The 21,412-nt window shown below is 44.6% G+C and carries 14 protein-coding genes and 1 tRNA gene; 9 read left to right on the top strand and 6 right to left on the bottom strand.

Annotated elements, in window-relative coordinates; all coding sequences use genetic code 11:
• Positions 1 to 193 precede the first annotated feature (193 nt).
• The 7 genes from AB4351_RS13915 to AB4351_RS13885 all read left to right on the top strand — a co-directional run bounded on the left by AB4351_RS13915 (position 194) and on the right by AB4351_RS13885 (position 9,857).
• Complete coding sequence (locus tag AB4351_RS13915) at positions 194 to 718, top strand: phosphatase PAP2 family protein (RefSeq protein WP_017062930.1); 525 nt, start codon at positions 194 to 196, stop codon at positions 716 to 718.
• A gap of 54 nt (positions 719 to 772) precedes the next feature.
• A complete protein-coding gene (locus AB4351_RS13910) occupies positions 773 to 1,828 on the top strand; it encodes an MJ1255/VC2487 family glycosyltransferase (protein ID WP_372126309.1) in 1,056 nt (351 codons plus the stop codon).
• A 346-nt stretch (positions 1,829 to 2,174) separates the two neighbouring features.
• Positions 2,175 to 3,134: a transcriptional regulator LeuO gene (gene leuO, locus AB4351_RS13905; RefSeq protein WP_017061397.1), complete on the top strand. Its 960-nt coding sequence runs from the start codon at positions 2,175 to 2,177 to the stop codon at positions 3,132 to 3,134.
• A 202-nt stretch (positions 3,135 to 3,336) separates the two neighbouring features.
• The gene (locus AB4351_RS13900; RefSeq protein ID WP_017062927.1) at positions 3,337 to 5,145 is read left to right on the top strand and encodes a long-chain fatty acid--CoA ligase; all 1,809 of its coding nucleotides are present in this window, start codon (positions 3,337 to 3,339) and stop codon (positions 5,143 to 5,145) included.
• Between the two features lie 461 nt (positions 5,146 to 5,606).
• Positions 5,607 to 7,364, top strand: a complete 1,758-nt coding sequence (locus tag AB4351_RS13895; RefSeq protein WP_017062926.1) for an acetolactate synthase 3 large subunit — start codon at positions 5,607 to 5,609, stop codon at positions 7,362 to 7,364.
• 1 nt (position 7,365) lies between these two features.
• A complete protein-coding gene (ilvN, locus tag AB4351_RS13890) occupies positions 7,366 to 7,860 on the top strand; it encodes an acetolactate synthase small subunit (protein ID WP_008219984.1) in 495 nt (164 codons plus the stop codon).
• A gap of 113 nt (positions 7,861 to 7,973) precedes the next feature.
• Complete coding sequence (locus AB4351_RS13885) at positions 7,974 to 9,857, top strand: diguanylate cyclase (protein WP_017068819.1); 1,884 nt, start codon at positions 7,974 to 7,976, stop codon at positions 9,855 to 9,857.
• A 581-nt stretch (positions 9,858 to 10,438) separates the two neighbouring features.
• Here AB4351_RS13885 and AB4351_RS13880 read toward each other — a convergent pair.
• Positions 10,439 to 11,110: a GntR family transcriptional regulator gene (locus tag AB4351_RS13880; protein ID WP_080582236.1), complete on the bottom strand. Its 672-nt coding sequence runs from the start codon at positions 11,108 to 11,110 to the stop codon at positions 10,439 to 10,441.
• 175 nt (positions 11,111 to 11,285) lie between these two features.
• Positions 11,286 to 12,698: a pyruvate kinase PykF gene (gene pykF / locus AB4351_RS13875; protein ID WP_017061403.1), complete on the bottom strand. Its 1,413-nt coding sequence runs from the start codon at positions 12,696 to 12,698 to the stop codon at positions 11,286 to 11,288.
• A gap of 429 nt (positions 12,699 to 13,127) precedes the next feature.
• Between pykF and AB4351_RS13870 the strand changes: the two genes are divergently transcribed.
• Positions 13,128 to 13,898: a DeoR/GlpR family DNA-binding transcription regulator gene (locus tag AB4351_RS13870; RefSeq protein WP_017061404.1), complete on the top strand. Its 771-nt coding sequence runs from the start codon at positions 13,128 to 13,130 to the stop codon at positions 13,896 to 13,898.
• A 107-nt stretch (positions 13,899 to 14,005) separates the two neighbouring features.
• Positions 14,006 to 15,838, top strand: coding sequence for a glutamine--fructose-6-phosphate transaminase (isomerizing) (gene glmS / locus AB4351_RS13865; protein WP_017061405.1), 1,833 nt, complete (start codon positions 14,006 to 14,008; stop codon positions 15,836 to 15,838).
• 102 nt (positions 15,839 to 15,940) lie between these two features.
• On the opposite strand, the gene AB4351_RS13860 is transcribed toward glmS, so the two are convergent.
• The 4 genes from AB4351_RS13860 to dnaG all read right to left on the bottom strand — a co-directional run bounded on the left by AB4351_RS13860 (position 15,941) and on the right by dnaG (position 21,348).
• A complete protein-coding gene (locus AB4351_RS13860; RefSeq protein ID WP_372126307.1) occupies positions 15,941 to 17,209 on the bottom strand; it encodes an O-acetylhomoserine aminocarboxypropyltransferase/cysteine synthase family protein in 1,269 nt (422 codons plus the stop codon).
• Positions 17,210 to 17,413: 204 nt separating this feature from the next.
• A tRNA-Ile gene (locus AB4351_RS13855) sits at positions 17,414 to 17,489 on the bottom strand.
• 163 nt (positions 17,490 to 17,652) lie between these two features.
• Positions 17,653 to 19,497, bottom strand: a complete 1,845-nt coding sequence (gene rpoD / locus AB4351_RS13850) for an RNA polymerase sigma factor RpoD (protein ID WP_017061407.1) — start codon at positions 19,495 to 19,497, stop codon at positions 17,653 to 17,655.
• 99 nt (positions 19,498 to 19,596) lie between these two features.
• Positions 19,597 to 21,348 carry a DNA primase gene (gene dnaG / locus AB4351_RS13845; protein WP_017071431.1) on the bottom strand — a complete coding sequence of 584 codons (1,752 nt, stop codon included), beginning with the start codon at positions 21,346 to 21,348 and terminating at the stop codon, positions 19,597 to 19,599.
• Between the last annotated feature and the right edge of the window lie 64 nt (positions 21,349 to 21,412).

Below are 21,412 nucleotides of genomic sequence, written 5' to 3'. Positions count from 1 at the left end.
TCTTAAGTGAACGGCATTAGGCCTTGGGTCGCTTTATTTTTATCGGTCGCTTCTATCGCCATCCTGACTTGATCCATTGACCTGTCTATCAAGCATGGGAAATTTCATTTTAGTTCATTCAAAACGTCACTTAACTGTCATTTGTTGGGCATAACTTGAGCCTTAACTGAATAAGGATTGTTAAGGAGATCGTATGCGTACTATCGAACCTATTGTCCGCTGGGATGTGGCATTTTCTGTTTTCTGTTTAAACAACCGCTATGGCGGGCAACATGCAACGCTCAGTAAAGCGGTGTCTCATACTGGAGATGGACACCTTTATGTTTTGATTGCCTTGATTGCACTGCTGGTCGATAGCAACACCGGTCGAGACTTTCTTTTGGTGGGCTTAACCGCCTTCGCAATCGAACTGCCTATTTACTGGTTTGCTAAAAATACCCTCAAGCGCCGTCGACCAGCTGAATTCTCTTCACTACTTCACTCTCATATTGTGCCATCCGATAAATACAGTCTGCCTTCAGGGCATTCCGCTGCTGCTTTTGTTATGGCGACCCTAATCGGGCATTTCTATCCGAGCTTGTACCTCTTTAGCTTGGTGTGGGCAACTGCGATTGCAGGCTCTCGAATCCTGCTCGGTGTGCACTTTTTAACGGACGTACTGATTGGCGCAGCCTTGGGCATCGCTTGTACCAGCCTCGCTATCAGCTTCATCCTGTAATTATTTTGTTGGCAACCACTGCCGAGCTTAAGTGGTAAATTTAAAGGAACATGCATGAAAATTTTATATGGCGTACAAGGCACAGGAAATGGGCACATCGCTCGAGCGAGAGCAATGGCCGTCGCTTTTCGTCAGCAAAATATTGATGTCGATTTTCTGTTCTCTGGGCGAGATGAGAGCAAATACTTTTCGATGGAAGCGTTTGGCAACTATCAGACCCGCAGCGGCTTAACTTTTTACAGCGAGCAGGGGCAGGTTAAATACGGCAAAACATTCATGAAGAACAACATCTGGCGATTTCTCCGTGAGATTGACCAGATCGATCTTACGCCTTATGACTTAGTGATTAATGATTTTGAGCCTGTCACTGCATGGGCGGCTAAGAGACAAGGTGTGCCATGCATTGGGATCAGCCACCAGAATGCGTTTCGTTATGATGTACCCAAAGAAGGGGGCAACTGGATTGAACATTCAGTGATTCAACATTTCGCCCCAACCGAGCACTCTATTGGCTTGCACTGGTATCACTTTGAACAGCCGATTTTGCCGCCTATCGTTCACACGCTGGTTGGTGAGCAACAAATAAAAACAACACAAGACTTTACGTTGGTCTATTTGCCATTTGAGGATCTTGAGTCGATCTCAGAGCTGCTGATGAAGTTCATTTCGCAAAACTTTGTCTGTTACCACCCGGATGTGATTGAGCATAGCCGAGTTGAAAATATTGAGTTCAAACCACTGAGTCATGCGGGCTTTCAATTCGACCTCAATCAGTGCTCTGGTGTGGTCGCAAATGGCGGCTTTGAATTGCCATCTGAAGCCCTAACTTTGGGGAAGAAATTGCTTCTCAAACCACTCGAAGGACAGTTCGAACAACAGAGCAATGTGGCGACGCTAGAGGCCCTTGGGTTAGCTCAAACCATGACGTTTTTAGATGCGGCTATCTTGCGCGCTTGGCTCAGTGAAAAACAGGCCGAAGTGGTCACCTATCAAGACGTGGCAAGTGCACTCGTTGAGTGGGTATTAGCAGGGAATTGGTCTAATCAAGATGATTTAAGAAAGCAACTTTGGGACAAGGTCGACTTTCCAAGTTATGCATCGCTCACCTAACTCATAAGTGCTATTTCTGAATTGACCGGTTGAACAATTCACGAGTTCAATAAATTGTAACAAATGTAACCAAACGATAGAACAGCTAAATAAGTCGAAATTAAACTCATAAGTGACGCATTTTATGTTTTTTTATAACTCTATAAATAATTGATTTTTAGATGTTGTTTAATCATTAAGGTAAAATAAAATTATTCTTTATCAATCTTGTTGGTAGCTCGAGATGCATTGGTTAATAGTAATGTCAATCCGAAAAACATCGGTCTGATAAATATAAGAATTAGTGGTTATCTATTCTCATACCATTACCAATTTAACGCTGTCGAACCGACAAGAGGCAACTTGAATGTTAGATAAGAAAGACGCAATGAGTGCTATTGCAAGCTACAGAATGGAAAGCACACTTCGTGGAGTCGACTTAAATCTTTTGACTGTATTTGATGCAGTTATGCAAGAGCAAAACATTACACGTGCAGCTCACAATCTGGGTATGTCTCAGCCTGCTGTAAGTAACGCTGTTGCTCGTCTAAAAGTGATGTTTAACGACGAACTATTCATGCGTCAAGGTCGTGGTATTCAACCGACTCAACGTGCTCGTCAGTTGTTTGGTCCAATCCGCCAAGCGCTACAGTTAGTACGCAACGAACTACCAAGTTCTGTGTTCTCTCCAGAGTCGTCTTCTCGCCTGTTCAAACTAGCGATTTGCAGCCCTTGTGATATGCGTTTTGCTCCTAAGATTATGTCGACAATCAACGAGCAAGCACCTAGCGTGAAACTGCACATGGATGCTGAATTCGATCGTCAACTTTCTGAGCGTATGCGCTACCAAGAAATCGACTTCGTTATTGATTACGCTCGTTTTGATGAGCAAGGCTTCTCAAGCACTGAAATCTTCCAAGACGAATTAGTTGTGGTTGCTTCTGCTTCTCACCCACGTATCAACGGTGAAGTTTCTGCGGCAGAGCTGCTTAACGAAAAGCACGCAAAACTGTCTCGCATCCATGGTCAACGTAGCTTCTCTGAGCAAGCTTACCGTGACCTAGATTGCACGCCTTTCTACGAAGGTACGAGCTTAAGCAACGTTCTTTACGTTGTAGGCCAATCTGAACTAGTAACAATTGCTCCTCGTTGGATGGTAGAACATGCAGCAAACAAAGAGCAGCTTCAGATTCTAGATTTCCCATTCGATAATGCGGCGATTTCTGGCTTCCTAAGCTGGCACGAATCAAGTGAAAAGGACAAAGGACACATTTGGTTACGAGATCAGTTAATGATGATCTGTGGCGAAGTAGTGGCACTTAACTAGACACTAATCCCTATGTTTTATAAGCCCTAAGCTAGGAGTCTGGCTTGGGGCTTTTTTGTACCTGCTATTTTTGTTGATAGAAAACTTAGCGTTAGACGTACTATTACTTATAACTTTGAGCTTCATCAGTTGCCTTTTCCATGATCAGAGGTACACTTGTGCGCTCAAAAAAGCTTACAGGTGTAAGCCTAAAGGTAAAGAGATGGCCAATTTAGATTTTCATATCGTAAAAAGACTTCGTGACCAAATTGCCCAAGGCGGCAACCGTACAGCTTTGAAGCACAAAGTAGACAATGTATGGCAAGGCATTAGCTGGGAACAGTTTGGACAACAAATCGATACGCTTTCATTAGCACTGTTGGCTCAAGGACTGAGAGTTCAGGATAAGATCGGTATCTATTCGAACAATATGCCTCAATGGACCGTGGCAGATTTTGCATCGTTACAAGCACGTCTTGTGACTGTGCCGATTTATCCAACCAACACAGCAGCACAGTCGTCTTACATCATCCAAAATGCGGATGTGAAGATCTTATTCGTTGGTGAGCAAGTTCAATTTGACGCGGCGGTGAGCCTATTCGAAGAGTGTGAACAGCTAGAAGTGGTTGTCGCGATGTCTGATGATATCGATCTTCAAGGCCATAGCTTTGCGGTATCTTGGAATGATTTCATGGCGCGTGGCGTTGAAGCACAACAAGCTGAACTTGACGTGCGTCTTGCTGATGCAAGCATGGACGACCTGCTGACTCTTATCTATACCTCTGGTACTACTGGCCAGCCGAAAGGCGTAATGCTTGATTACACCAATATTGGCTATCAATTAGAAGGCCATGACGAGCGTCTAAGTTTAAGCAAAGACGATGTCTCATTGTGTTTCTTACCTCTATCTCACGTATTTGAGCGTGCGTGGACTTTCTACGTTCTCTATAAAGGCGCAACCAACTGTTACTTGCAAGATACCATGCAGGTGCGTGACGCGCTGAGCGACGTGAAGCCAACCGTAATGTGTGCGGTTCCACGTTTCTACGAGAAGATTTTCTCTGCGATTCACGAGAAGGTATCTAAAGCACCATTTATTCGTAAAGTGCTATTTACTTGGGCGGTGAACATGGGAGCAAAGCTTTCAGTTTGTCACCAAGAAGGTCGTACTCCATCGTTGATGCTGAAGAAGAGCCATGCGCTAGCTGATAAGCTTGTGCTATCTAAACTGCGCGCTCTACTCGGCGGTAACATCAACTTCATGCCATGTGGTGGCGCGAAGCTTGATGAGACGATTGGTCGTTTCTTCCATGCTATCGGCATCAACGTAAAACTTGGCTACGGCATGACAGAAACCACGGCAACAGTATCTTGTTGGGATGATCGCTGTTTTAACCCTGATTCGATTGGTATGTCGATGCCGGGCGCAGAAGTAAAAATTGGTGCTAAGGACGAGATTCTTGTTCGCGGTCCAATGGTGATGCGTGGCTACTACAAGATGCCAGAAGAGACAGCTAAGACATTCGATGAGCACGGTTTCTTGAAAACCGGTGATGCGGGTCATTTTGATGAAAATGGTAACCTGTTCATTACTGATCGTATCAAAGAGCTGATGAAAACTTCTGGTGGTAAGTATATTGCCCCGCAAGTGGTTGAAGGTGCGATTGGTAAAGATCACTTTATCGAACAGATTGCTGTTATCGCTGATACACGCAAATTCGTTTCTGCGCTGATTGTTCCTTGTTATGACTCGCTAGAAGAGTACGCCAAAGAGCTTAATATCAAGTATCACGATCGCGTTGAACTGGTTAAGCACCACCAAATCGTCGAGATGCTAGAAAAGCGTGTGAATGACCTACAGCAAGAACTGGCTAAGTTTGAGCAAGTGAAGAAATTCAAACTGCTACCAAAAGCATTTTCTATGGATGATGGTGAACTGACACCAACTCAAAAATTGCGTCGTAAAGTTATCAACGATAAGTATCAAGACGAAATCGAAGAAATGTACAACGAAAAGCCTAAAGATAAGTAGTTTTCTGCTTAGATAAATTTTCAGTTGTTTAAAAATCCCCCTACGAATGTGATTGCATTTTTAGGGGGATTTTTTGTATCTAATGACACAGCACAATGTGCGAAAGCGCACACCAGCAAGCTCGCGGTTTATCGATAAATAGCGATCTATTAAAATATTAAGTGCTTTTTTTTGTTCGCTAACTAGTGTTTAAACCTGGCGTGGGGGGGCTGGGTTGGGTTTTACTTAATGCTTTGAGCTAATAGTTGGTTTTTTGGCACAGTTGCCGAATAACAGGTGTTAGACCAGATGATAATAAAGCGTTAAAGTTGTTTCGTATTACTGTTTGTTGTTATCACGACAGACAGCCATAGCCGAAAAAGTGGAAGTATTTCGAATTAGGCTACGAATAAGCCCTAGACTATGAAAAACCAGCCCAACATGTTCACCAAATATGATTGGAAACTGGTGAGGAGAGCAATATGACAACAAAACCTGAAACAGCCATGTCATCCGGCGCTGAAATGTTATCCGGCGCTGAGATGGTGGTGCAGTCTCTAATTGAAGAGGGTGTAGAACAAATCTTTGGTTACCCAGGTGGTTCTGTACTTGATATCTACGATGCGTTGCATGCTAAAACTGCTGAAATTAAACACGTATTAGTGCGACACGAACAAGCCGCTACCCACATGGCAGATGGCTATACTCGTTCTACCGGTAAACCGGGTGTAGTACTTGTGTGTTCTGGTCCAGGTGCGACCAATACCGTTACTGGTATTGCAACCGCCTACATGGACTCAATCCCAATGATTGTTATTTCTGGTAACGTACCAAATAACCTCATTGGTAATGACGCCTTCCAAGAGTGTGACATCGTGGGTGTATCACGCCCGATCGTTAAACACAGCTTCTTAGTTAAGAAAGCGGAAGATATCCCTGAAGTCGTTAAAAAAGCATTCTATATTTCAACGACAGGGCGTCCCGGTCCTGTGGTTATTGATCTGCCGAAAGATATCTTAAACCCACAAATCAAGCTTCCTTATGAATACCCAGAAACGCTCAAAATGCGTTCGTATAACCCAACGGTTACGGGTCATAAAGGTCAGATCAAAAAGGCGCTAAAAGCCCTTCTTGAAGCGAAGAAGCCGGTACTTTATGTCGGTGGTGGTGCGGTTATTTCTGAGGCAGATAAGCCGCTGTTAAAATTAGCAGAGGCACTGAATTTACCTGTGGTAAGCACCCTAATGGGGCTTGGCGCTTTCCCTGGCACCCATAAGAACTCTTTGGGTATGTTAGGCATGCATGGTTTATATGAAGCCAATATGGCGATGCACAATGCGGATTTGATCTTTGGTATTGGCGTACGTTTCGATGATCGAACGACTAATAACCTAGATAAGTACTGCCCTGATGCGAAGATCATGCACATTGATATCGACCCATCTTCGATCTCTAAGAACGTAAAAGTGGATCTACCGATTGTAGGTTCTGCTGAAAAGGTTCTAGAGAGCATGGTGAACTTGCTCGTTGAGCAAGGCGGCACTAACGATGCAGAAGCGATTGAAAGCTGGTGGAGTGAAATCAAGCAGTGGCAAGAGCGTGACTGCCTAGCTTACGAGAAATCGTCTGAGCGCATCAAACCACAGCAAGTAATTGAAACACTGCATAAAGTAACCAATGGCGATGCCTATGTTGCTTCTGACGTAGGTCAACACCAAATGTTTGCTGCTTTATACTACCCGTTTAACAAGCCACGTCGTTGGATTAACTCTGGTGGTCTAGGCACGATGGGCTTTGGCCTGCCTGCTGGTATGGGCGTTAAGTTTGCTAAGCCAGATGAAGAGGTGGTTGTGGTAACCGGTGATGGCAGCATTCAAATGAATATCCAAGAGCTGTCGACTGCGCTGCAATACAATATTCCTGTTAAGATTATTAACCTTAACAACCGTTTCCTAGGCATGGTAAAACAGTGGCAAGACATTGTTTATCAAGGCCGTTACTCTAACTCATATATGGACTCTGTTCCTGATTTTGCTGCTATTGCTGAGGCTTATGGCCACGTTGGTATGCGTATTTCATCTCCGGATGAACTGGAATCAGGTTTGGAAAAAGCACTAGCGATGAAAGACCGTTTGGTATTTGTCGATATTAGTGTGGATGACACCGAGCACGTATACCCAATGCAGATCAAAGGCGAGGGTATGGATAACATGTGGCTAAGCAAAACGGAGAGAACATAATATGAGACACATTATTTCACTACTAATGGAAAACCAACCTGGTGCGCTTTCTCGTGTGGTTGGCTTGTTTTCTCAGCGTGGCTACAACATCGAGTCTTTGAACGTATCTCCAACCGATGATCCGACGCTGTCTCGTTTGAACGTCACTACTAACTCGAGCGAAATGCAGCTTGAGCAGATTCAGAAACAACTGCATAAGCTAATCGACGTACTTAAAGTACAAGAAGTGTCTGAACTTGAACACATTGAACGTGAGCTGTTGATGGTAAAAGTACGTGCGAGCGGCTTTGCTCGTGCGGAAGTGAAGCGCACAGCGGATATCTTCCGTGGTCAGATCGTTGATGTTACGGCTTCTCAATATACGGTTCAAATGGCGGGTACTAGCGAGAAACTGGATGCCTTCATTCAGGCGCTGTCTGAAGTGACGGAAGTGCTTGAAGTAGCTCGAAGTGGTGTTGTTGGCATCGCACGAGGCGAACGTGCGTTGAAAGCCTAGACGATAAGTCTTTAAAAAATAACTTTAAAGCCGCTTTTTTAAGCGGCTTTTATTTTGTTAATTTTTTAGAGTGCTATAATCCCGCGCTGCACTTCCATTCATCTGAGTTAGCAATGCGAAATAAAAAATCAATAATTACATTGCTGATTATCTCTATCATATTGTCTTCTGCAGTATGTCTGTATTATTTGCAGCGCTACAAAGAAGTAAAACAGCAGAGCTTTGACTACTCAGCTAAGCAAGCCGTTCATCAGTTAGTGTATGCCAAGCGAGATTATGATCTTCTCAAGACTCAGTTAGTCTCGGTCATGGAGCTACTCAGTCATAGCCAGAGCTTGGTTAACTTTGCTTCCTCTCCCTCAGACCAAACCAAACATCTACTTGAAGAGGTCTGGCAATCTGTTCTCGTGAACCAGAAGTGGTATACACAAATCCATCTGTTAGATGTCACTGGCAAAGAATTGGTGCGTGTTAACTATTCCTCTGATACCGGTAGAGTGACGTTTCCTCAACAGCTGCAAGATAGGTCGGATTCTAACTACTTCCAATACGCTCAAAAACTAGAAGCCGAACAGATTGGCGGTTGGGGTATTGAGCTTGAAACTGAGCATGGTGAAGTCACCTTCCCTTATTCGCCGGTAATCCGTGTCTTTACCCCAGTAGAAACCCCTGACGAAAGAGTAGGCTACCTCGTCATCAATCTTGATGTATGGGGCTTATCGTCGCGTCTGAGCTTTTCACCAGATAACGATCTTAGAGCAGAAGTTCTCAATGACGCGGGTTACTTCATCGCGAGTAACAACAGCGGTAAGTTGTTCGGAGACTCTATTCCTGAAAGAAAAGGCTATAACCTGAAAAATATCGCGCCGAAGACGTGGGATGCGATCTCCAATGATCAGGTGGGATACGTTTTTGAAGATGGTAATTTGTTTGCCTTTAACACGGTTATGCTCGCGAACAGTCAAAAGGTCCATTTACTGATTCAACTTAATCAAAAGCAACTGATGGATCGGGCTGAGCGTGATCTAGATGATTTGGCCCATGAAGAGATCATTGTTCTGATTACGGTGCTGATATTCGCTTTCCCGTTTGCTTACCTGGTGACGCACTGCCGACGCCGAAGCCTAGAGAGTAAATTGGCACGAGCCGCATTGAATGGTATGTCGGCAGTGATGATCTCTGACAAGCAGCACCGCACAATGATGATCAACAACGAATTTGAGAACATGACTGGGTACTGCAAAAAACAGGTGATCGGTCAAAATGCATTGCAGTTGCTGCTTGAGAATACCGACCAAGTGCTCTCAAGCTCGGCTATTTGGAGTCATTTAGAGCAAGAAGAAGTATGGGAAGGGGAGGTTCAGTGTAAGAACAAGCTGCGTATTCCTTTTACTGCGATCATGCGAGTGCATGCGGTCAAAAACAATTCAGGCAAAGTCAGTTACTACATCACCTCGTTGGTTGATATTTCCGTAAGGAAGGAGCTTGAGGTACGTTTGAGGATTTTAAGTGAACGTGACTCTTTGAGTAATCTCTGGAACCGACGAAAATTCGAAGAGCAGCTGGCCTACTATTCTCGCTTAGTTGAGCGTTACCCGATCGAAGCGACCACCTGCTTAGCCTTGGTGGACATCGATAACTTCAAGCGAATCAATGATGAGCTTGGCCACGACGAAGGTGACCGTGTGATCGCTGGTGTTGCTAAACTTCTGCAAGATAGCCTTCGTGGGACGGACTTTGTTGCACGTGTCGGAGGAGAAGAGTTTGCACTCTTGATGCCACACACGTCTCTGCCAGAAGCAAAGCGCGTATTGGATCGCTTGCGAATAGAGATTGAACTGGCAGCCGGAACTAAGGTAACGGTGAGTGTTGGCTTTACTGATTTAACAAGTAACAGTACTCGCTCATACAAGTGTGCCGATGTTGCGCTTTACGAATCTAAATCGTCTGGTCGTAATACGGTCTCTATGTGTCCTAGCTACGATGATGTCGCTTAGGTTCGCTTCTATCTAGTCCTGTCTTCTCTTTGCTTCACCTCTTCAAGCTGGCCCCGACTCACTTTATCTCTCCCCCTTTTTATAGGAATCTCACTTTTGAGCGACCTATGTCACAAAATCTATACAGTTAGACTAAAGTCTAATGCTGGTGGAAATTTGAGCTAAAATGAACAATAAGTAAACTACCTTGCTTCAGATTACATCGTGCTTAACGGTGTAATAAATAGAGTGTTTACCAGATGTAAAAGGATGACACCGTTAACTTAATTCAACTGATTAGCTAGCCTTTTCAATGGTTTGAAAGGAAGCAGTAGAATTAGGTTAGCTGGAGCAAGAGTTTGGGGATCATACAGTCTGGTTAAAAGAGGCGTGGTATGTTTGTCGATTTTTTAGTGAGGTTAACCATAGGCACATTAGCCATTCTTGGCTTTCAACTTAGTGCATTGTATTTTTTACCTATGGTTGTGCTGCTCAATACTCATCACAAAGAGTTTTTTGGGTGGTAGTTCAGTCGTGGTACTGGAAACAAAAAAACGGAGCCGCTGGGCTCCGTTTTTATTTGGTTAGAATCTATCTTGGCATCATGCCGCTTCGATAACTTCTTCAATTCGTTTCATTGAACCTAGTAAGTGTTGATCAAGCAGTTCTGTTGCTTGTTCTACATTCTTAGAGAGTACTAGTTTCATGATCATTTCGTGCTCATCAATATTGAACAGATCATCAGATGCGCTTTCTGCAGACATAGCGAGGAAGCGGTAACGTTTCACTTGGTTAATTAGGTCATCAAAGAACTTAAACATGTTCTCTGAATCTGCACCTTCAAGCAGTGCGACATGGAATTGCTGGTGGCGCTCTTCCCATTCTACACAGTCAAACTCTTCAGATACGTACTGTACTCGCGATAGTTTATGGTAAGACGTTAGTACATCCAGTTCCCAGCTCTCATCACCTGCTGCAATCGCTTTTTTAAGCAGAACCGATGATACAACACGAAGGCTTTCGTATAGGTCATTCAGTTCTTTCTTTGATACAGGAGATACCCAGCAGCCTTTTTGTGGCTCTAGCTTTACGTATTTGCTCCAAGATAACTGTACCAAGGCTTCGCGAATAGGGGATGCGCCAACGTTGTAGCGTGCTTTTAGATCAGCAACAACAAGCTTTTGGCCTGGGGTTAACTCACCATTAAGAATATCTTGGCGAATCATCTTTGATACTTTGTCAGTGAGCGTAGGACTAGACATTACAAACCTCATCTATATATGATTTCTAGTCTGCTAATCCGTCTCTTAGAAAGAGTCAGTTGGAGGTTAACAGTACGTAGTTCTATTGTGATTGATAATACAGCGTACTGAAAAGTTAGGCAAGATTTGTTTCATAAAAAAAGAGGGCCGAAGCCCTCTTTTATATTTTATGCGTATCGGTTCATTCTTATAGAACGTGAACAGATGCCGTGTTTGTAGTACCAGAAGCGACTAGAGCACCAGAAACCATAACTACGATGTCGCCTTTGTTACCTAGGCCAGATTGTAGAGCGATTTCTTTACCGTTGATGTAAAACGCGTCTGTGTTCTCGATAGAGTCAACAAGAACTGGCTTAACACCTTTAGTTAGAACTAGCTGTGCAGCTGTCTTTTCGTTAGTTGTTAGAGCAAGGATGTTTGCAGTTGGGAAGTACTTACGTACTGAACGTGCAGATTTACCGCCTTCAGTTGCAACAACGATTAGAGGAGCAGCTAGCTTCTCTGCTGTGTCTACAGCGCCTTTACATACTGCTTCAGTGATGCGTAGACGTGGGCTGTCTAGACGAGAACCTAGCTCAGCTTTAAGAGCTGAATCAGTACGGTTCGCGATTTGAGCCATGATAGTAACAGCTTCAACTGGGTACTTACCTTTAGCAGTTTCACCAGAAAGCATTACTGCATCAGTACCATCCATGATTGCGTTCGCAACGTCACCCGCTTCAGCACGAGTTGGACGTGGGTTGCTGATCATAGAGTCAAGCATTTGAGTTGCAGTGATAACCATCTTACGTGCACGGTTACACTTCTCGATCATCATCTTCTGAGCGAAGATTACTTCTTCAGCTGGGATTTCAACACCTAGGTCACCACGAGCAACCATGATGCCGTCAGAAGCTTCAAGGATTGAATCGAAGTTATCTACACCTTCTTGGTTTTCAATCTTAGAAATGATGTGGATGTTCTCGCCGCCGTTAGCGTTTAGAAGCTCACGGATTTCTTTAACGTCTTCTTCTTTACGGATGAAAGAAGCAGCAACGAAATCTACGCCTTGCTCACAACCAAACTTAAGGTCAGCTTTGTCTTTCTCAGAAAGAGCAGGAAGTTGAACAGAAACGCCAGGAAGGTTAACACCTTTGTTTTCGCCTAGAGCACCGTTGTTAAGAACTTTACACTTAACTTCAGTTTCTGTTGTTGCGATAACTTCCATTTCGATTAGGCCGTCATCAACAAGGATAGTGTTACCTGCTGTTAGGTCTTTAGCGAAACCTAGGTAAGTTACTGCTACTACGTCTTTGTTACCAACAACTGTTGCGTCAGTTGTGAAAGTGAACTCTTGACCAGCTACTAGATCTACGTCGTTACCATCTTCAAGTTTGATAGTACGGATTTCTGGACCTTTAGTATCTAGAAGGATAGCAAGTTGCTCACCTTTGTTTTCCATTACTTTACGGAAGTTCGCGATACGAGTGCCGTGCTCTGCGAAATCACCGTGAGAGAAGTTAAGACGCATAACGTTCATGCCAGCATCTACTAGTTCAGTTAGCTTCTCTACAGATTCAGTTTTAGGGCCAATCGTACATACGATTTTGGTCTTTTTCATGGAAGGTACTCTCCGGTAAGTATTGTTACAATTTGAAATTTATTTAAGTTCTGAAGATTGGTCCGCTACATCAACATTTTGTGCCTGTTGTGTAAAAGCGCGGGACTTCCAATATGTCCTTCAGAGTTGTAAGTCTTTCATCAATTTTAGTCATTTTATGACTAAAAGATTTTGATTCAATATCGGTTTTCTGTGACTTACCCCACTATATAGGGGGTAAGTTGCAAAAAAATAACAGTCAGTTTTGTAATTTTTTTTCTTTTCGGGTGCGGATTCTACCACCTAATGAGTTCAATATCACTGCTTAACAATTGTCTTAGGACAAGGTTTTATCGCTATTTATTAATTTTTTGGATCAAAATAAATGGACTAAATAGTTTCGTTGTAACTATAATATGTTTCATATCGAAACTTAATGGCCTTTTTTAAATGTCGAAACGAAACACCCAGCTCAGAAGACATGCAATTTCTAACCTAGTGAATGAAAAAGGGGAGGTTAGTGTTGATGAATTATCCGCTAAGTTCGAAACCTCAGAAGTCACTATTAGAAAGGACTTGGCGTCTTTAGAGAAAAACGGTCAGCTTTTACGCCGTTATGGTGGTGCGATTTCGTTACCGAAAGAGGTTGTCAACGAAGAGCTGGGTCAACAAGTTTCGACTCGAAAGATTTCATTGGCAAAAGCCGCTGCAGATTTAATTCGCGACCATAACCGCATCGTGATCGATAGTGGCAGTACGACCGGTGCTCTAATTCAGCAGCTTAATGCTAAGCGTGGCTTGGTTGTTATGACCAACTCATTGCACGTTGCTAATGCGCTTAATGAGCTTGAAAGCGAGCCGACGTTATTAATGACTGGCGGCACTTGGGATACCCATTCGGACTCTTTCCAAGGCAAAGTTGCAGAGTCGGTACTTCGTGCTTACGATTTTGACCAACTATTTATTGGGGCTGATGGTATCGACCTCGATAGAGGTACAACCACGTTTAACGAACTGGTTGGCCTGAGCAAAGTAATGGCTGAAGTGTCACGAGAAGTGATCGTGATGGTTGAGTCGGAAAAGGTGGGACGAAAGATCCCGAACTTAGAGCTGGCATGGGAACACATTGACATCTTAATTACCGATACAGACTTAGGCGAAGAATCCAAAGCAAGTATCGAATCACATGATGTTCGAGTGATCCTGACCGATCCAGCGTAAAAACAAATTTAAGTATTATGCATTTACCTTCCTATAATTGATCTTAATGAAGATTTGGCCTTTGCTTGCTGCCAATAGGAATAAAACAAAATTGATGGAGTGAAACTATGTGTGGAATTGTTGGTGCAGTAGCGCAGCGTGATGTAGCTGAAATTTTAGTAGAAGGCCTTCGTCGTCTAGAATACCGTGGCTACGATTCAGCTGGTGTCGCTGTAGTCGATACTGAATCTAACCTAACTCGTGTACGCCGCCTAGGTAAAGTACAAGAGCTAGCTGACGCAGTAGAAGAGCAACAAGTGATTGGTGGTACAGGTATCGCTCATACACGTTGGGCGACACACGGTGAGCCGTCTGAAGCGAACGCACACCCACACATGTCTGGTGATATTGCCGTTGTACACAATGGCATTATCGAAAACCACGAAGCACTGCGCGCTATGCTGCAAGAGCGTGGTTACGTATTTACTTCACAAACGGATACAGAAGTTATTGCTCACTTAGTTGAGTGGGAACTTCGCACTTCAGCTTCTTTGGTTGAAGCGCTACAGAAAACAGCAAAACAATTAGACGGTGCGTACGGCACGGTTGCGGTTGATCGTAAAGATCCTAGCCGTATCGTTGTAGCTCGTTCTGGTAGCCCGATCGTTATCGGTTTTGGTGTCGGCGAGAACTTCCTTGCTTCTGATCAACTGGCGCTACTGAGCGTAACTCGTCGCTTCATGTACCTAGAAGAAGGTGATGTTGCTGAGGTAACTCGTCGTGATGTTACGGTATTTGATGTAGCGGGTGAGCGTGTTGAGCGTGAAATCGTTGAGTCAAACGCTGAACACGACGCAGGTGACAAAGGTCAATACCGCCACTTCATGCAGAAAGAGATCTTCGAGCAGCCAACAGCGCTGATCAATACAATGGAAGGCCGTATCTCTGACACTTCGGTTATCACTAACGCGATCGGCGTTAAAGCTGAAGAGATCCTAAGCAAGGTTGAACACGTGCAGATCATCGCATGTGGTACGTCTTACAACTCAGGCATGGCAGCGCGTTACTGGTTTGAGTCTCTAGCTGGCGTAAGCTGTGACGTAGAGATTGCTTCTGAATTCCGTTACCGTGATTTCGTTGTTCGTCCGAACAGCCTATTGGTGACTCTGTCTCAATCTGGTGAAACGGCGGATACGCTTGCTGCACTTCGTCTTGCAAAAGAGAAGGGTTATATGTCTGCAATGACTATCTGTAACGTTGCGGGTTCTTCACTGGTTCGTGAATCTGATTTTGCCTTCATGACTCGCGCAGGAACAGAGATCGGTGTTGCTTCTACTAAAGCTTTCACAACTCAACTAGCAGCGATGCTGATGATGGTAACGTCAATTGGTCGTCTACAAGGTCGTATCAATGAAGAAAAAGAAGCGGAAATCGTTCAAGCACTTCACCAACTGCCTGCTGATATCGAGAAAGCATTAGCGTTCGATAAAGAAATTGAAGCACTGGCACCTGATTTTGCTGATAAGCATCACACACTGTTCTTGGGTCGTGGTGAGTTCTACCCAATCGCGATGGAAGCGTCTCTTAAACTGAAAGAGATCTCTTACATCCACGCAGAAGCATACGCAGCTGGTGAGCTTAAGCACGGTCCTTTGGCTCTTATCGATGCAGATATGCCTGTAGTCGTTATTGCACCAAGCAACGACTTGCTAGAGAAGCTGAAATCGAACGTTGAAGAAGTGCGTGCTCGTGGCGGTCTACTTTACGTATTCGCTGATGAAGATGCGGGCTTTGAAAGCGATGAGAACATGAAGATCATCAAGATGCCTCACGTAAGTGAAGTAACAGCGCCTATCTACTACACAGTACCGATGCAGCTGCTGTCTTACCATGTCGCACTAATCAAAGGTACCGACGTTGACCAACCTCGTAACCTAGCGAAAGCGGTAACAGTTGAGTAATCGACAGCTTACCTAAGATATAGATAATAAGAAGCCCATCCTGTGATGGGCTTTTTTATGTCTGTTAGTTAACGATCAGTGTTAGAGCTAGCTGTAGCGTCATTAAGCGCTCAGTGCTTGCTCTAGGTCAGCCAAGATATCGTCAATGTGCTCGATACCTACTGATAGGCGAATCATCTCCGGTGATACACCGGCTTGTTTCTGTTCAGCTTCGCTTAGTTGACGGTGTGTCGTCGAAGCTGGGTGACAAGCGAGAGATTTCGCATCGCCAATGTTAACTAAGCGCTTGAAGATTTGCAGTGCATCATAGAAGCGAACACCGGCTTCATAACCGCCTTTTAAACCAAAAGATAGAATGGCCGATGGCTTACCTTGCATGTACTTTTCAGCGAGTGGATAGAATTCTGAATCAGGCAGGCCAGCGTAACTTACCCAACTGACTTTCTCGTGTTGCTTGAGGTATTCCGCTACTTTCAAGGCATTCTCTGTGTGTCGCTCCATGCGTAGCGACAACGTCTCCAAACCTTGCATCAACATGAAAGCATTCATTGGTGACAGTGCTGCACCTGTATTACGTAGGGGAACCGTTCTAGCACGACCAATAAACGCAGCCTCACCAAAGGCCTCGGTATAAACCACGCCATGATAAGAAGGCTCTGGCTGATTAAACACAGGGAAGCGGTCCTTGTGCTGTGCCCATGGGAATTTACCTGAGTCGACAATCACGCCACCTAACGTTGTACCGTGACCACCCACGTATTTAGTTAGTGAGTGCACCACGATGTCAGCACCAAAATCGATAGGTTTACACAGTACAGGCGTCGCCACCGTGTTATCAACAATCACAGGTACACCTTGTGCGTGAGCAAGTTCAGCAACACGCTCTAAGTCGATAATATTACCTGCTGGGTTACCGATACTTTCACAGTAAACCGCCTTGGTTTTTTCATCGATCAGTGCCGCTAAGCTTTCTGGTTTGTCGTCTTTAGCAAAACGAACTTCAATTCCTTGGTTTGGCAACATGTGAGCAAATAGGGTGTAAGTACCACCGTAAAGCTGAGGCGTTGAGACAATGTTGTCACCGATTTGCGCCAACGTCTGAATCGCGTAGTTGATCGCAGCACTGCCCGCACTTACCACTAAGCCTGCAATCCCCCCTTCTAAGGCTGCCATGCGTTTTTCTAACACATCATTGGTTGGGTTCATTATGCGAGTGTAGATATTGCCTGGCACCGCAAGGTTGAAGAGGTCGGCGCCGTGTTGTGCGTCATCGAATTCGTACGCGACGGTTTGGTAGATTGGAGTGGCAACCGATTTGGTTGTTGGATCAGTGTCGTAACCGAAGTGAATCGAGAGTGTTTCGTCTTTCATGAGTCTTCCCTGAACTATTGAGCGATTTATGTACTCTCATATTGCCGATTTTTTTATAAAAGAAAAGTATGTTTAGTCACAGAGAGGCAATTGGAATTGTGTGCGGGACGATTCGTTTTTGGTTCGGAAGTGCAGGGTGTGATTGGTACTGAATCAGAAAAGCAAAAAGCCAGAGCAGCGTGAACTGTTCTGGCTTTTCTAATTTGGTGGCCCCTCCCAGATTTGAACTGGGGACCGAACGATTATGAGTCGTGCGCTCTAACCACTGAGCTAAGGGGCCGTAGGGCATAGATTATAGGGGAAGCGTTCAATGGTGTCTAGACACTATAAGGGGCAATTCCGCTTACATCTTAGCCACTTAAATCACACAGATAAAAAAAAGGTGAGCCAACGCTCACCTTTTCTTATTTATGCTTAAAAGCTAACCACACTTGAGTGTGCGATTACTCGTCTAGGAAGCTACGCAGAGTTTCTGAGCGGCTTGGGTGACGAAGTTTACGCAGTGCTTTTGCTTCGATCTGACGGATACGTTCACGAGTTACGTCGAACTGTTTACCAACCTCTTCAAGAGTGTGGTCAGTGTTCATGTCGATACCGAAACGCATACGCAGTACTTTAGCTTCACGAGGTGTTAGGCCTGCAAGAACGTCTTTAGTTGCACCGCGTAGGCTGGTTGCCGTTGCAGAGTCTAGAGGTAGTTCTAGCGTTGTATCCTCGATGAAATCACCTAGGTGCGAATCTTCGTCGTCACCGATTGGTGTCTCCATTGAGATTGGCTCTTTAGCGATTTTCAGTACTTTACGGATCTTGTCTTCAGGCATTTGCATGCGTTCAGCCAGTTCTTCCGGAAGTGGTTCACGACCCATCTCTTGTAGCATTTGACGAGAGATACGGTTTAGTTTGTTGATCGTTTCGATCATGTGAACCGGAATACGGATAGTACGAGCTTGGTCGGCAATCGAACGAGTGATTGCTTGACGGATCCACCAAGTAGCGTAAGTAGAGAACTTGTAACCACGACGGTATTCAAACTTATCTACCGCTTTCATCAGACCGATGTTACCTTCTTGGATTAGATCCAGGAATTGTAGACCACGGTTTGTGTACTTCTTAGCAATCGAGATTACTAGACGTAAGTTCGCTTCAACCATCTCTTTCTTCGCACGACGAGCTTTCGCTTCACCGATAGACATGCGACGGCTGATATCTTTGATGCTTTGAACAGTAAGAGACGTTTCACGTTCGATCATATCCAGTTTTTGGATAGAGCGACGGATGTCGTGCTCGTTACGTTTAATCTTTTCTGCGTATGGCTTGTCTGAAGCAAGAACTTCATCCAACCATGCTTCGCTAGATTCGTTGCCAGTAAATAGAGCAATGAAAGATTTCTTCGGCATTTTGCCGTACTCAACCGTTTGACGCATGATTAGGCGTTCTTGAGTACGTACGCGATCCATAGAGTTACGCAGTTCGTTTACTAGGTAATCAAACTGTTTTGGTGTTAGACGGAACTCTTTGAATACGTCTTGCATCATTGTCGTTGCAAGCGTTGCTTTCGGGCTTTCATGGCCGTACTCGTTGATCGCTAGCTGACGGTTCTGGTAGCTAGTACGAAGCGCTGTGAACTTCTCAAGAGCAAGCTCAGGATCGATACCTGTATCTTCTTCTTCCTCTTCCTCGTCGTCTTCAGCGTCTTCTTTGTCTTCGTCTTCCAGATCAGTTTCAGCAAGTTCTGAACCGATGTGAGTCGCCGTTGGCGCAGCTGTGCCATCGTCGTCTGGGTCAACAAAGCCATTGATTAGGTCTGTTAAGCGAATCTCTTCTGCTTGTACGCGGTCAAACTGTTCCAAGATGTATGGAATAGTGCCTGGGTACTCAGCAACCGATAGTTGAACTGTATTGATACCATCTTCAATACGTTTCGCAATGTCGATTTCGCCTTCACGAGTCAGTAGTTCAACCGTACCCATTTCACGCATGTACATACGAACTGGGTCAGTAGTACGGCCAATCTCGCTTTCTACGCTTGAAAGCGCAGCAGCTGCAGCTTCGGCTGCATCTTCATCTATATTGGCATCGTCATCATTAAGTGCTAGATCATCAGCATCAGGTGCAGTTTCAACTACCTTGATACCCATGTCGTTGATCATTTGAATGATGTCTTCTACCTGTTCAGAATCCACGATTTCTGCAGGTAGGTGGTCGTTTACTTCGGCGTAGGTCAGATAGCCTTGTTCCTTGCCTTTAATAACAAGTAATTTTAGCTGTGACTGCGGATTTTGATCCATAGATGATATCCAACTTCAGGTCTGGTGAAGGACGTTGCATTTTCAAATGCAAACCAATTATGTTAACAAATTTATTAAATGCTGACTAATCAAACAGGGTTACGCTTTTAGATCTAGCATTAAAGCTAGTAGCTCCCTTTTTTCTTCGGCTGATAAACCGACGCTTCTTGCTTTGGCCTGCAGGTTTTCAATTTGTTTTTCAACGCACTGGGCAAGTATATTGTCCAATGAGTCTAAAAATATGTCTTCTTGATTGTCTTCGTCGAGGGGGATTTCCCAGCTCGCGAGACGAGACAGAAGAGCCTCATGTTTATTGTGTCGCCAATGCTCTAATAATTGGCCTGTGTTGATATGGGGATGCTCGTGGCATTTATCAAGTACTTCGACGAATAAACTTAGTCCGGGCAACTGTAAGCCTTTGACACTTGATAAATCCGGTACCATATCAGCATAGCTCGGATTTTGGATAAGCAAAGCGATAACTTCACGCATTGGAGTGCGTTTCAGCTCTTTATGCGGTTGAGGTATCGGGTTCTGTGTATGAACACGCGCTCGCCTCAATTGGTTATCAAATCCAGTGCGCTCATCGAGCAATTTTTCGAGCAACTCTTGGAAGTAACTGTCAGGGATTTTGTTAATCAATGCGCTAGCGTGTGCGCGCAGTGCCGATTTCCCTTCGGTTGTTCCCAAGTTTAACTTGTGTATTTCAATCAGGTTATCGAACAAATAGGTCGAAAGCGGTGTCGCATTTTGAACAAGCTGTTCGAAAGCGGCTTTGCCGTGTTCTCTTATATAGCTGTCTGGGTCTTCACCGTCGGGCAAGAATAGAAACTTGAGTGTGTTACCGGTTTTCAGGTACTCAAGGGCATTTTCTAGTGCGCGCCACGCGGCTTCTTTACCTGCTCGGTCACCATCGTAACAACAAACCACTGTGCTGGTTTGACGGAACAACATTTGAACATGGTCGCCGGTTGTCGAGGTGCCCAGTGATGCTACTGAGTAATCGACACCATATTGCGCGAGTGCCACGACATCCATGTAACCTTCAACCACAAGTATTTGCGGCGGTTCACGGTAGGCTTGCAGCACTTCATAAAGGCCGTAAAGCTCTTTACCTTTATGGAAGATAGGCGTTTCTGGTGAGTTGAGGTATTTTGGTGTGCCGTCTTCTAATACACGACCACCAAAACCAATCACACGGCCACGACGATCACGAATTGGGAACATTACGCGTCCACGGAATCGGTCGTATCGGTTACCTTTATCGTTCTCAATTAGCATGCCGCCAGTCACGAGCATGTCTTGGGCTTCTTTCTGTTGGCCAAAGTTCTTACGAACTAAGTCCCACTCATCGGCCACATAACCAATACCAAACTTCTGGACGATCTCGCCCGAAAGGCCACGATTCTTTAGGTAATCAATCGCAGGTTTGTTGGCTGATATTTTCAGTTGAGAGCGGTAAAAATTACTGATGCCGCCCATCAAATCGTAGAGGTTACGTTTTTGTTCGCTGTTGGCTCTTGGTGCTGTTGATATCTCGCCGCTGCGCTGTTCTCTAGGAACGTCGAGGCCTAAGAAAGAGGCTAGCTCTTCAATAGCTTCAACAAAATCGAGGCGTTCGAACTCCATAATGAAGTCGATAGCATTACCGTGTACGCCACAACCAAAGCAGTGATAAAACTGTTTTTCTTGGCTTACGCTAAAAGAAGGGGTCTTTTCGTTGTGGAATGGGCAACAAGCACCATAGTTTTTGCCTTTTTTCTTAAGTTTCACGCGTGCGTCCACAATGTCGACAATGTCGAGACGCGCTAGGAGATCATCGATGAAACTACGCGGGATGTGTCCTGCCATAAAACCTTAGAAAAATGCACTAACTGAGAGTGTGGATAATAATAGTTTGAATAGGTTACAGATA

This window comes from Vibrio sp. 10N.261.51.F11, assembly GCF_041471665.1.
GTDB lineage: Bacteria > Pseudomonadota > Gammaproteobacteria > Enterobacterales > Vibrionaceae > Vibrio > Vibrio crassostreae_C.
Note: the sequence above shows the minus strand (reverse complement) of the source record. Positions and strands in the feature narration are given on the sequence as shown.